Source organism: Paenimyroides aestuarii, from assembly GCF_024628805.1.
GTDB classification, from domain to species: domain Bacteria; phylum Bacteroidota; class Bacteroidia; order Flavobacteriales; family Flavobacteriaceae; genus Flavobacterium; species Flavobacterium aestuarii_A.
This window is the reverse complement of record NZ_CP102382.1, coordinates 1,885,362-1,897,832: the sequence shown is the minus strand read 5'-3', so window position 1 is coordinate 1,897,832 and position 12,471 is coordinate 1,885,362. Positions and strand designations below refer to the sequence as shown.

12 protein-coding genes are annotated in these 12,471 nt (G+C 35.4%); 9 read left to right on the top strand and 3 right to left on the bottom strand.

Features of this window, described 5'->3' with window-relative positions; all coding sequences use genetic code 11:
- Nucleotide 1 precedes the first annotated feature (1 nt).
- The 6 genes from NPX36_RS09145 to NPX36_RS09120 all read left to right on the top strand — a co-directional run bounded on the left by NPX36_RS09145 (nucleotide 2) and on the right by NPX36_RS09120 (nucleotide 5,393).
- The gene (locus NPX36_RS09145; RefSeq protein ID WP_257498431.1) at nucleotides 2-904 is read left to right on the top strand and encodes a ParB/RepB/Spo0J family partition protein; all 903 of its coding nucleotides are present in this window, start codon (nucleotides 2-4) and stop codon (nucleotides 902-904) included.
- Nucleotides 904-1,476, top strand: a complete 573-nt coding sequence (locus NPX36_RS09140) for a DUF5683 domain-containing protein (protein ID WP_257498430.1) — start codon at nucleotides 904-906, stop codon at nucleotides 1,474-1,476. The genes NPX36_RS09145 and NPX36_RS09140 overlap by 1 nt, the downstream gene beginning before the upstream one ends.
- 33 nt (nucleotides 1,477-1,509) lie before the next feature.
- Nucleotides 1,510-2,211: a 4-hydroxy-tetrahydrodipicolinate reductase gene (gene dapB / locus NPX36_RS09135; RefSeq protein WP_257498429.1), complete on the top strand. Its 702-nt coding sequence runs from the start codon at nucleotides 1,510-1,512 to the stop codon at nucleotides 2,209-2,211.
- A gap of 216 nt (nucleotides 2,212-2,427) precedes the next feature.
- Nucleotides 2,428-3,999 carry a signal peptidase I gene (lepB, locus tag NPX36_RS09130; RefSeq protein WP_257498428.1) on the top strand — a complete coding sequence of 524 codons (1,572 nt, stop codon included), beginning with the start codon at nucleotides 2,428-2,430 and terminating at the stop codon, nucleotides 3,997-3,999.
- Nucleotides 3,999-4,616 (top strand): WbqC family protein, encoded by a 618-nt coding sequence (locus tag NPX36_RS09125; protein WP_257498426.1) that lies wholly within the window; start codon nucleotides 3,999-4,001, stop codon nucleotides 4,614-4,616. The genes lepB and NPX36_RS09125 overlap by 1 nt, the downstream gene beginning before the upstream one ends.
- 66 nt (nucleotides 4,617-4,682) lie before the next feature.
- On the top strand, nucleotides 4,683-5,393 hold the full coding sequence (locus tag NPX36_RS09120) for a YebC/PmpR family DNA-binding transcriptional regulator (RefSeq protein ID WP_257498425.1): 711 nt from the start codon (nucleotides 4,683-4,685) through the stop codon (nucleotides 5,391-5,393).
- Nucleotides 5,394-5,443: 50 nt separating this feature from the next.
- Here the strand turns inward: NPX36_RS09120 and NPX36_RS09115 are convergent, their stop codons facing one another.
- Entirely contained in the window at nucleotides 5,444-5,602 is a 159-nt protein-coding gene (locus NPX36_RS09115) for a hypothetical protein (RefSeq protein WP_257498424.1), read from the bottom strand.
- Nucleotides 5,603-5,758: 156 nt separating this feature from the next.
- Here NPX36_RS09115 and fumC point away from each other — a divergent pair, with 156 nt between their 5' ends.
- The 3 genes from fumC to NPX36_RS09100 all read left to right on the top strand — a co-directional run bounded on the left by fumC (nucleotide 5,759) and on the right by NPX36_RS09100 (nucleotide 10,290).
- Nucleotides 5,759-7,144 carry a class II fumarate hydratase gene (gene fumC, locus NPX36_RS09110; protein ID WP_257498423.1) on the top strand — a complete coding sequence of 462 codons (1,386 nt, stop codon included), beginning with the start codon at nucleotides 5,759-5,761 and terminating at the stop codon, nucleotides 7,142-7,144.
- Nucleotides 7,145-7,227: 83 nt separating this feature from the next.
- Nucleotides 7,228-8,517 (top strand): UDP-N-acetylmuramoyl-tripeptide--D-alanyl-D-alanine ligase, encoded by a 1,290-nt coding sequence (locus NPX36_RS09105; RefSeq protein ID WP_257498422.1) that lies wholly within the window; start codon nucleotides 7,228-7,230, stop codon nucleotides 8,515-8,517.
- A 531-nt stretch (nucleotides 8,518-9,048) separates the two neighbouring features.
- Nucleotides 9,049-10,290, top strand: a complete 1,242-nt coding sequence (locus tag NPX36_RS09100; protein WP_257498421.1) for a DUF445 domain-containing protein — start codon at nucleotides 9,049-9,051, stop codon at nucleotides 10,288-10,290.
- A gap of 29 nt (nucleotides 10,291-10,319) precedes the next feature.
- On the opposite strand, the gene NPX36_RS09095 is transcribed toward NPX36_RS09100, so the two are convergent.
- Both NPX36_RS09095 and cmk read right to left on the bottom strand, forming a co-directional pair.
- Nucleotides 10,320-11,699 (bottom strand): nucleoside permease, encoded by a 1,380-nt coding sequence (locus NPX36_RS09095; protein ID WP_257498420.1) that lies wholly within the window; start codon nucleotides 11,697-11,699, stop codon nucleotides 10,320-10,322.
- Between the two features lie 62 nt (nucleotides 11,700-11,761).
- Complete coding sequence (gene cmk, locus NPX36_RS09090) at nucleotides 11,762-12,451, bottom strand: (d)CMP kinase (RefSeq protein WP_257498419.1); 690 nt, start codon at nucleotides 12,449-12,451, stop codon at nucleotides 11,762-11,764.
- Nucleotides 12,452-12,471 lie beyond the last annotated feature (20 nt).

Here is a 12,471-nt window from a genome sequence, read left to right as displayed (position 1 = left end):
TATGGCAAAAGCAGTTAAAAAACAAGCCTTGGGTCGTGGTTTATCGGCTCTTTTAAAAGATCCTGCCAACGATATTCAATCGGTTGAAGATACCAATGCAGACAAAGTTGTTGGCAATATTATTGAGTTGGAATTAGAGGCTATCACCGTAAACCCATTTCAACCAAGAACCAATTTTAACGAAGAAACATTACACGAACTTTCTAAATCGATTAAAGAATTAGGTGTAATTCAACCCATCACCGTTCGCAAACTAGAATTCAATAAATACGAACTTATTTCGGGTGAACGCCGTTTGCGCGCTTCTAAATTGGCAGGCTTAAAAACCATTCCAGCTTATATCCGCATTGCAAATGATAACGATTCATTGGTAATGGCTTTGGTAGAAAACATTCAACGCCACGATTTAGATCCAATCGAAATTGCAATGTCGTACCAACGATTGATTGATGAAATTCAGTTAACACAAGAGCAAATGAGCGATCGTGTAGGAAAAAAACGCTCCACAATCACCAATTATTTGCGTTTGTTGCGATTAGATCCAATCATTCAAAGCGGTATTCGCGATGGATTTATTTCTATGGGGCATGGTCGTGCTATTATCAATATCGAAGATCACGAAGCCCAAACCGACATCTATCATAAAATTATTAAAGAAAACCTATCGGTTCGCGAAACCGAAGCCTTGGTAAAAGCTTATCAAGAAGGGTTGTTGAACAATAACAGCGCACCTGCAAAGAAAAAAATCACCTACACGATTTCTGATTCCCAGCGAAAAATCTTTACCGATTTTTTTGGAGCAAAAGTCGATGTGAAAATTGCAGCAAGTGGTAAAGGTGCTATAAATGTTCCTTTTCATTCGGCAGAAGACTTGGATCGTATCATTAAATTGTTAAAAAAATAGTGTTTTCTAAGTTTTATATACTTGTTTCTGCATTAGTTGCTACCTGCGGATTTGCACAAAACGATTCCCTGCAAATGCTTCGCACACAACCCCAGCAAATACAATTAAATCAACAAGCAATGGATCCTTTGGCACCGTCTAAAGCAGCTTTTTATTCCGCAATTTTGCCCGGATTGGGACAATATTATAATAAAAGTTACTGGAAAATTCCGTTGGTTTATGGTGGTTTGGGAACCAGTATGTATTTTTACTTAGACAATCAAAAAAAATACAATCGGGCGCGCGATGAATACAAATTACGCTTGCGGGGCATCGATCAAACCAATAATCCAAAAGTAGGAACATATACCGAAGAGCAATTGCTTGCTGTACAAAGAAATGCACAACGAAACCGCGATTTATCGCTTTTTATTACAATTGGTCTCTATGTTTTAAATATTGTAGATGCCAATGTAGATGCGCATTTGCAGCAGTTCAACGTTGATGAAGATCTTACTTTTAAACCGGTTTTAGAATACAATCCATTAATTAATCAACACCACTTTAACGTAAATGTAAGCTATCGATTCTAATAGCCATTATGCGTTAAAAAAAATCTATACTAAATGAAAATAGCATTGTTAGGCTACGGAAAAATGGGCAAAGAAATTGAAAAAATTGCCTTGGAACGTGGTCACGAAATAGTTTTAAGAAAGACCGAAGAAAACGATTACAGTGGTTTGGAACATGCCGATGTGGCAATTGATTTCAGTATTCCAACTGCTGCAACTGAAAATATCAGCACATGTTTTGAGCATAACATTCCAGTAGTTTCAGGCACAACGGGTTGGTTGGAACAATACAATGATATGGTACAGTTGTGCAAAGAAAAAAATGGTGCTTTTTTATATGGATCGAATTTCAGCGTAGGTGTCAATTTATTTTTTGAACTGAATTCGTATTTGGCAAAATTAATGGCGAATATTAAAGAATACAATGTATCGATGGAAGAAATTCATCATACACAAAAATTAGATGCGCCCAGCGGAACAGCCATTTCATTGGCACAAGGAATCATTGCCGAAACAAATTATGAACAATGGACCATGGATTCTGCTAAAGAAAACCAAATTTATATCGATGCTAAACGAATAGAGGATGTTCCAGGAACACACAGCGTTTATTATAAATCTGCGGTTGATGAAATTGAAATAAAGCATACCGCATTTTCACGACAAGGTTTTGCTTTGGGTGCTGTGGTAGCTGCCGAATGGATTTTGGGCAAAAAAGGCATCTTTACCATGAAAGACGTTTTGAATTTAGGTTAGTAAACAAACCACATAAGCACATAGATTATTGAAATCCCTAAACAAAAAGTATCTTATAAATACTATGTTTAATTTTGTAAACACCAACCTATGTATCCTTATCAATAAATCTAATAGTAATAAAAAGCTATGTGGTAAAAAAACATTGGTTATTTTTGTTGCAGAGCAAAAGTAATTTTACAAAAAAAAGTATATTCGTTAAAAAATATTTAGGTTATGACATTTACACAATGGTTTTTATTTTTCCTTGCGGTTCAAGTGATTCACTTTTTAGGCACATGGAAATTATATGTAAAAGCAGGCAGAAAAGCGTGGGAAGCAGCTGTTCCTGTTTACAATGCAGTGGTTTTAATGCAAATAATCAATCGACCAAAATGGTGGGTTATTCTTTTGTTTATTCCTATTGTAAACCTTATTATGTTTCCGGTTGTTTGGGTGGAAACCTTGCGCAGTTTTGGTAAAAACTCCACAGTAGATACTATTTTAGGTGTTGTTACACTTGGTTTTTACGTGTATTATATAAATTATTTTGAAAATGTTAGCTATATACAAAATCGCAGCATAAAACCAAAAACCGAAGCTGGTGAAACAGTGAGTTCTATATTGTTTGCAGTGGTTGTTGCAACCATTATACATACGTTTTTCATTCAGCCATTTACAATCCCTACATCATCGTTAGAAAAAACGTTGTTAGTAGGCGATTTCCTTTTTGTGAGTAAAGTAAACTATGGTGCACGTGTTCCGCAAACTGCCATTGCGTTCCCAATGGTGCACGATACCATTCCGTTGGCAAAAGTAAAATCATACAGTAAATTTCCGCAAATACCAGCGATGCGTTTTCCTGGTTTTGAAAAACCTGCCCACAACGACATTATGGTTTTTAACTGGCCTGTTGATACGGTGTATCAATTCTTTGATCGTTCAGGAAGAAGAGCCGATAAACCATTGGATAAAAAATCGAATTACGTTAAAAGAACTGTTGGTTTACCAGGCGACAACTTACAAATTAAAGATGGAATTGTATATATCAACGATAAAGTTTTAGATTTAGGTGATCGTGCGAAGATTCAGTACTCATATACAGTAGAAACAAATGGGGACAATACTGGATTATTCAATTTAATACAAAAACATCAGATAACAGATGGAGGTCAAAATCCACAAAACCCAAATATCTTTTTATTATCAATGACTGATGAGGCTTTTAATGATATGAAAACACTATCGTCAATTGTAAAAATAGAAAAAGATATTCGCTATGGATCTGAATTAAATATTAATGATAAATTAGCAATCTTCCCACATTCAAAACCTTGGACTCGTGACAATTTAGGTCCGATTCATATTCCGGCAAAAGGCGAAGTGGTGCAGTTAAATACCGAAACATTGCCTTTTTATAAAGCCATTATTACCGATTACGAACACAATAAATTAGACGTAAAAAATGGTTCTATCTTTATAAACGATCAACCAGCAACGACCTACACCATTCAACAAGACTATTACTATATGATGGGTGACAACCGCCACAATTCAGAAGACAGTCGTTATTGGGGTTTTGTTCCTGCCGATCATATTGTAGGAAAACCTGTTTTCATCTGGATGAGTATGGATCCTAACGTACCATTTGGTAAATTGTTCGATAAAATTCGTTGGGAGCGTTTGTTTACAACTGTTCACGGAACAGGTAAACCACATTCGTTCTTTATTTACTTCATGGTGCTTTTAGCAGGATGGATTGCGTATAGTTTCGTTAAAAAACGTAAATCAAAAAAATACAATTATTAATGGATATTTTAATACATCCAACTTATTTTGCATCGGTAAGTCATTATGTGGCAATGCTTCAAGCTGAAAATGTTGTTTTCGAAGCAGATGATCATTTTCAAAAACAAACCAACCGCAACCGTATGTACATTTACAGCGCAAACGGTTTGCAGTTGTTAAACATACCCATTAAGCACAGCAAAGAACAATTGCATCAAAAATACCGCGATGTGAAAATTGAAAACGATTTTAACTGGCAAAAGCAACACTTTAAGTCGTTAGAAGCCGGATACCGCACATCGCCTTATTTCGAGTTTTTTGAAGATGATATGCGACCGATTTTCGAAAAAAAGCATACTTTTTTGATGGATTTGAATTTCCAAATTCATGAAATTGTAGCAAATTGCTTAGGCATACAGCTTCCGTACACACAAACCGAAGAGTATTTTAAAGAAGTTTCGCAAACCGATTTCAGACATTTAGCAAACGGAAAGAAAGACAACAACACCTTTGAAACCTACACCCAAGTATTTGATGACAAACACGGTTTTTTGAATAATTTAAGCATTCTAGACTTGCTTTTTAACGAAGGCCGACACGCAGTTGACTATTTAAAAGAACAGACTTTAATGAAATAAACTAGGTTTTTTTTTTAAGAAAAACAACTTTTCTATAATTTTGTATAAATTTAATAAAAAGAAGAAATGGGAAGAGCATTTGAATTTAGAAAAGCAAGAAAAATGAAACGCTGGTCGGCAATGGCTAAAACGTTTACACGTATTGGTAAAGACATCGTTATGGCTGTTAAAGAGGGCGGTCCAAACCCTGAAACCAATGCCCGTTTGCGTGCTGTTATTCAAAATGCTAAGGCAGCTAATATGCCGAAAGACAACGTAGAACGTGCAATTAAAAAGGCATCAGACAAAGATACAGCTAACTATAAAGAAGTTTTGTTTGAAGGATATGCACCCCACGGAATTGCCGTATTAATTGAAACAGCCACAGATAATAACAACCGAACAGTCGCGAACATTCGTTCATACTTTAATAAGTGCAATGGAACTTTAGGAACCCAAGGTTCGGTTGAGTTTATGTTTGATCATACCTGCAATTTCAGAATAGCTAAAGTGGAAGGTTTGGATTTGGAAGAGTTTGAATTAGAGCTAATCGATGCAGGTGTAGATGAGATTTTTGAAGACGAAGACGGTATTTTAATCTATGCACCATTTAATAGCTTTGGTTCGATTCAAAAAGAATTAGAAGAACGCAATATGGAAATTTTATCATCTGGTTTTGATCGAATTCCGCAAGTAACAAAAGAACTCACTGAGGAGCAAATCGCAGATGTTGAAAAACTTTTGGATAAAATCGAGGAAGACGATGATGTGCAAAATGTTTATACCACAATGGGTTAAAAAACAAAAAATCCTTTTCGTTTGAAAAGGATTTTTTTTAATACATTTTTTTATGCATCTCTTTTAGCTTTTTTCTCTTTAATAAGATCAGCTGCTCCTCCAAAAGCCCAGTAAAATACAAAGCTAACAAGGAAAAACATCAACCAAAAACCCATGGTTAAGATTGTTAACCCAATTAAAAAAGCTATAAATTGTTGAAATTCAAACATGATTCCGGAATTTTTTGTGTATACAGTTACAAAGATATAACGAAACTTTAACTACCCAAACAAAAATCTTAATTAATTCTAAAAAATATTTCTAAAAATGGATTAATCGATTTTAAGCCGTACCTTTAATTGTATCAACAAAAACAACTAATAAAGATGGAATATAGAATTGAAACCGATACAATGGGTCCTGTAAAAGTACCAGCAGATAAACTATGGGGTGCACAAACTGAACGTTCCCGAAACAATTTCAAAATTGGTGCAGAAGCATCTATGCCTATCGAAATTATTGAAGGATTTGCTTATTTAAAAAAAGCCGCTGCTTATGCCAATTGCGATTTAGGGGTACTTTCGGTAGAAAAAAGAGATGCCATTGCTGCCGTTTGTGATGAAGTTTTGAGCGGAACATTAAGCGATCAGTTTCCTTTGGTGATTTGGCAAACGGGTTCCGGAACGCAATCTAATATGAATGTAAACGAAGTAATTGCCAATCGTGCACAAGTTTTAGCTGGTTTAAAGATTGGTGCCGAAAAAAGTGTTTTAAAAGCAAACGATGATGTGAATAAATCGCAATCATCAAATGACACATTTCCCACTGCGATGCACATTGCGGCTTATAAAATCATTCAGCAAGTTACCATTCCGGGAATCGAACAATTGCGAAATACCTTACAAGAAAAAGCAGAAGCATTTAAAAATGTAGTAAAAATTGGAAGAACACATTTAATGGATGCCACTCCGCTTACTTTAGGTCAAGAATTTTCAGGTTATGTATCTCAGCTTAACCACGGATTAAAAGCTTTAAGAAACACATTGCATCATTTAACCGAAATCGCTTTAGGAGGAACTGCTGTTGGCACCGGTTTAAACACTCCAAAAGGCTATGATGTATTGGTAGCAAAATATATCGCACAATTCACAAAATTTCCGTTCATAACCGCTGAAAATAAATTTGAGGCTTTGGCTGCACACGATGCCATTGTGGAAACCCATGGTGCGTTAAAACAATTAGCCGTATCATTAAACAAAATTGCAAACGATATCCGAATGCTTGCATCAGGACCTAGATCGGGCATTGGGGAATTGTTACTTCCCGAAAACGAACCAGGATCGTCTATTATGCCAGGTAAAGTAAATCCTACACAATGCGAAGCGTTAACAATGGTTGCCGCTCAGATCATTGGTAACGATGTAGCAATTACATTTGGCGGTGCGCAAGGTCATTTCGAACTGAATGTATTTAAACCACTCATGGCAGCAAACTTTCTACAATCCGCACGATTAATTGGCGATGCTTGTGCATCGTTTAACGAACATTGCGCAAAAGGTATTGAACCAAATTATGATCGAATTAAAGAATTGGTAGATAACTCGTTAATGCTGGTAACAGCTTTAAACCCAAAAATAGGCTATTACAAAGCCGCCGAGATTGCCCAAATGGCGCATAAAAACAATACCACTTTAAAAGAAACGGCAATTACCTTGGGATACCTCACTTCGGAAGAATTTGATGAATGGGTAAAGCCAGAGAATATGGTATAGATTGTTTTACAGCAATCGTTTCGCCAAAAACTAAATAATGTTAAATTTGCAACACAAAACACTTAAAGACTTTAAGTACAATTATGGAATTATTCGAACTTTACGCATTGTTCACACAATGCAATGGTGTGAGCACCGACACACGAAACATTTTGCCCAACAGTATGTTCTTTGCTTTGAAAGGAGCCAATTTCAACGCCAATGAATTTGCTTTGCAAGCCCTTGAAAAAGGAGCCGCATACGCCGTTGTAGATGATATCAACCTAAAAAAAATAGAAAATAATAAGCTCATTATTGTAACCGACGTACTTAAAACCCTTCAAGATTTAGCAGGTTTTCATAGGTTTCATATTGGATTACCCATAATCGCACTAACTGGAAGCAATGGAAAAACCACAAGCAAAGAGCTCCTTCACGCGGTTCTAAGCAAAAAATACAACACCATTGCCACCATTGGCAATTTAAACAATCATATAGGCGTACCACTCACCCTGTTGCGAATTACCGAAGAAACAGACCTTGCCATCATTGAAATGGGAGCAAACCATCAAAAGGAAATCGAATTATTGTGCAAAATCACCCAACCCGATTTTGGTTTCATCACCAATTTTGGCAAAGCACATCTAGAAGGTTTTGGCGGTATAGAAGGAGTCATTATAGGCAAAAGCGAAATGTATGACTACCTAAGTGAAAACAAAAAAACGGCTTTTGTAAACTTTGACGATGCCACACAAGTTCAAAAAACACAATCTATCAACCATTACGGTTTTTCCACCAAAAACAATCCAGCTGCAAACCTGCAAATCAGCAATGCAAACGCCCAACCCATGGCGTCTATGCAAGTAAACAATATCGATATACAATCCAATCTCACCGGATCATACAACCTGCCCAACATCGCTTTTGCAGTCTGCATAGGTAATTATTTTAACATTCCATTCGAGACAATTAAGCAAGCCATCGAGGAATACATCCCGCAAAACAACCGCTCACAGTGGACAAAAATAAACAACAAAAACATCCTATTAGATGCCTACAATGCCAATCCAAGTAGCATGCAAGTAGCCATTGATAACTTTTGCCAACTACAAGAGCCTTCAAAAGCCATGATTTTAGGTGATATGTTCGAATTGGGCACCGCATCCAATACAGAGCATACAACCATTATCAAACAAGCAATCGAAACCAAAATACCAACCATTTTTATAGGGCAACACTTTTACAGCAATCAAATAGTATCCGATACCGTAAAATATTTTACCAACTTAGACGATTTCATTACGCATCTCAAAAAACAACCCATCAACAACCATTTACTGCTCATCAAAGGATCGCGCGGCATGGCATTAGAAAAAATTATTGATTTCATATAATTTCATAAGGGCAATCCCTTCCACTAACGTTTCAGGTCGGGCTTTCCGCCGTCGCTTTTGTTTTTCTTTGCAAAAAACAAAGAGCTCCAACAAGGCTGCAATCCCTATTGCGGTTAGCTGATGATTGCTCTGTAATGTAGATTATATGGATGTATAATGTAAATTGTATTGCTGTATATTGTAAAAAAATATTGTGCATTATGCACAGTTGCAATAAGAACAATAAAAAAATTTGAACTTATTCCTTTTTAAAATTAGTTAACTTAAACCTTTTTAGAAGTATATTTTTTACTTATTACTTGAGTTAGCTTAATCATTCGATATAAAATATAATTATTCACTAAAAAAAACTTTAGTAATTAAAATCTGGATAATTTGCTCTAATAAATATTAGCAAACAATGGAAATTTAGTATTAGATTACAACAATCTACAATACAACATCTTTTCAGCAACTCTACTTTAAATTTCTATATATGTGTTTATAATAATTTATACAAAAAATCGTACCTTACATAAAAAGTGGCAACAAATGAAAGAAGATTTTAAAAAGAAACAATTAAAAAAACATAAATTATTGGCAACTGGGCTGTTTGTTTTAATGGCAATAGTTTATGTGAGTATGATGTACCTTTTAGAGCATAATCCCCAAAATTGGATGGAATATGTTCGTGCATTTTCAGAAGCGGGAATGGTTGGAGCTTTGGCAGATTGGTTTGCTGTTACTGCGCTGTTTAAATATCCTTTGGGGTTAAAAATTCCACATACAAATTTAATCACCAATAATAAAAATGCTTTGGGTACCAATCTAGGAACTTTTGTTAGTTCAAATTTTTTAACCGCAGCCAATATTCGTCCGTATATTGATCAGTTATCAGTGAGCGATTATTTAAAAGACTGGCTTTCTAAAGAGAAAAACCAACGTATTTTACATACGGAATGCAACAAACTTATTCAGCGTATTGTGATTAATTTAAACGATGAATCGATTGCTGAAATGCTTGCAAACAAAGGTTTTGAGCTTACTAAAGAAATTAGATTAGAAAAATTGGCCGCCACTTCCCTACTCTATCTTTTAGATCACAACGAACACGACCGATTATTGGATATTATCTTGCCACAAGCGCAAGAATATGTGGAAAAAAATCGGGAATTAATCTATAAAAAAGTGGTAGAAAAGCAACCTATTTTGGGATTAATCGGTGGAAAATCGGTTACTAATCAATTAATTTCAGGCATCACAACGTTTTTGCAAGAAATTGAAAACAATCCGCAGCATGATATTCGATTGGCGGTGACAACAAAACTGCATCAGGTGGTGGAAGATTTGAATGAAAAAGATGATTGGCACGAAAAATTTGATCAAATCAAAGAAGAATTCATTACCAAGCAAAAACTTTTAGAATACACTCAAGATATTTGGATTCGCTTAAAAAAAGAAGTACTTTCTAAGTTAAACAATCCCGAAGCAACAATCAATCGCTACATAAATCAAAACATACAGCAAATGATTATTACTTTTAATGAAGATCTAGATTTGCAAGAAAATATTGATAAATATGCCAAACAATATGTGTATAAAGTGGTTTTGAAAAACAGTAACGAAGTAGGCAAAATCATTACGCAAACTGTTGAAAAATGGGACGGCAATGAATTAAGCGAAAAATTGGAATTAGAAGTGGGTAAAGATTTACAATACATTCGCATAAACGGCACATTGGTTGGTGGACTTGTTGGGTTGCTTATTTACACTTTGACGCATTTATTTCTATAAAAAAACAGAGGCTTTCACCTCTGTTTTTTTTAATGATTTATCTGATCTAATTCATTAGGGTTGTGCTTATGTTTAAAGAAAATTGCAAACAGAACAGCAATGATTAATGAATAAATAGCAAAACTAAGCCAAATGTTGTTCCAATCTTTAAGCAATACTTCACTGCTTAGCAAACCGCTTTCTGAAAAGGTTACACCGAAAGAATCTTTCAAAATAGAAATAAATTTAGGATTATTGGCTGTGGTGTTTAATTCTTGTGCTAATGAATCGGCTGTAGCAAATGAATGCGTAAAAAATTTATCAATTGCCCAACCTGCTACGTTGCTACCAATCACCGCCCCGAAACCATTAGTCATCATCATAAACAATCCTTGAGCAGAAGAGCGAATTTTGGCACTTGTGTTGGTTTCTACAAATAATGAACCTGATATATTAAAGAAATCAAACGCCATTCCATATACAATACATGAAAGGATAATCATCCACAAACCTCCTGCCGGATCGCCATAGGCAAATAATCCAAAGCGCAACACCCAAGCAAGCATTGAAATAAGCATTACTTTTTTAATACCATATCGCTTTAAGAAAAAAGGAATTGCTAGAATAAAAAGCGTTTCGGAGATTTGAGAAATAGACATGATTATGGTGGATCTCTCTACAACTATTGAATCTAAATATGCCGGATAATGTTCAAACTCTGTTAAAAAAACATCTCCATAGGCGTTTGTTAATTGCAAGGCACCACCCAAAAACATTGAAAAAATAAAAAACAATGCTATTTTATAGTTTCCAAACAATTTAAAGGCATTTAACCCCAACTGTTCAGTTAGTGGGGCTTCTTTATTGATTAAACGCAATGGCGGACATTTTGGCAACGTTAATGCATACAAACCCAACAAAACAGCCGATGCTCCTGCTATATAAAATTGTCCGGCAGTTGCCTTATTATCTGTTAAATTTGTGAGCCACATTGCTGCTATAAAGCCCACGGTTCCCCAAACTCTGATGGGTGGAAAATCTTTAATTACATCGAAACCTTTGTTTTTTAAAATGGTATATGATATGGAATTGTTAAGTGCTATGGTGGGCATATAAAAACACATCGCTAAAAGCATAACATAGAAAAAAGCTGAAGGATTATTCACTTCGGGTAAATAAAACAGCACCAAACCATACAGTATATGCAAGAATCCGTATAAACGTTCTGCATTGATCCAGCGATCGGCAATGATACCGGTTAATGTTGGAACAAAAATCGATGCGATTCCCATAGTTCCAAAAACAGCTCCAAATTGTGTGCCGTCCCATTTTTTATCGCCAAACCAATAATTTCCAATGGTGATTAACCATGCTCCCCAAACAAAGAACTGCATGAAATTCATGGCGATTAACTTTGATTTTATGCCCATTTTTTCTGTTTTTATAAAAAGTGTGTAAAAATATAAATTTTATCCAAAAAAATAGTAGGTAATTAGGCATTTATTGCTTGCGTTGCCAAATCTAAAATTTTAGAAAACTGTTCTTCTTTTGTAAGGTTAGAATTATCAATTACTATTGCATTGGGTGCAATAATTAGTGGAGAATCTTTGCGGGTAGAATCAATTGCGTCACGGTTGGTAACATTTTTCAATACTTCATCAAACGATACAGATGGGTTTGATGGAAGCAATTCTAAATACCTGCGTTTTGCTCGGATTTCAGCAGAAGCGGTCATAAAAATTTTTAATTCGGCATCGGGAAAAACTACTGTTCCTATATCGCGTCCGTCCATCACCACACCTTTGTCTATTCCATATCTTTTTTGCTGTTGCACCAATTTAGACCGCACTTCAGAAACAGCCGCAATTTTGCTCACAAAACCAGATACTTCGATCGAACGAATGGCTTTTTCCACGTTTTCATCGTTCAAAAACATTTCTGCAAATCCTAAATGCTCATTAAACTTAAAAGAAAGATAGATATGCTGCAAATTTGCAACTAGTTCTTTTTCATTAAAATAATCATGTGAGATAAAACCTTGTTGCATGGCATACAAAGTCACGGCACGATACATGGCTCCGGTATCTACATAAATGTAATTCAATTCCTTTGCCAATTGTTTTGCCAAAGTGCTTTTACCTGTTGATGAATGCCCGTCGATGGCTATGGTGATTTTTTTCAAAACAATTTCTTTTTGCTGCA

Coding starts and splice junctions, on each gene's coding strand:
- NPX36_RS09145 (WP_257498431.1), top strand. CDS start 2: ATGGCAAAAGCAGTTAAAAAACAAGCCTTGGGTCGTGGTTTATCGGCT.
- dapB (WP_257498429.1), top strand. CDS start 1,510: ATGAAAATAGCATTGTTAGGCTACGGAAAAATGGGCAAAGAAATTGAA.
- lepB (WP_257498428.1), top strand. CDS start 2,428: ATGACATTTACACAATGGTTTTTATTTTTCCTTGCGGTTCAAGTGATT.
- NPX36_RS09125 (WP_257498426.1), top strand. CDS start 3,999: ATGGATATTTTAATACATCCAACTTATTTTGCATCGGTAAGTCATTAT.
- NPX36_RS09120 (WP_257498425.1), top strand. CDS start 4,683: ATGGGAAGAGCATTTGAATTTAGAAAAGCAAGAAAAATGAAACGCTGG.
- NPX36_RS09115 (WP_257498424.1), bottom strand. CDS start 5,602: ATGTTTGAATTTCAACAATTTATAGCTTTTTTAATTGGGTTAACAATC.
- fumC (WP_257498423.1), top strand. CDS start 5,759: ATGGAATATAGAATTGAAACCGATACAATGGGTCCTGTAAAAGTACCA.
- NPX36_RS09105 (WP_257498422.1), top strand. CDS start 7,228: ATGGAATTATTCGAACTTTACGCATTGTTCACACAATGCAATGGTGTG.
- NPX36_RS09100 (WP_257498421.1), top strand. CDS start 9,049: ATGAAAGAAGATTTTAAAAAGAAACAATTAAAAAAACATAAATTATTG.
- NPX36_RS09095 (WP_257498420.1), bottom strand. CDS start 11,699: ATGGGCATAAAATCAAAGTTAATCGCCATGAATTTCATGCAGTTCTTT.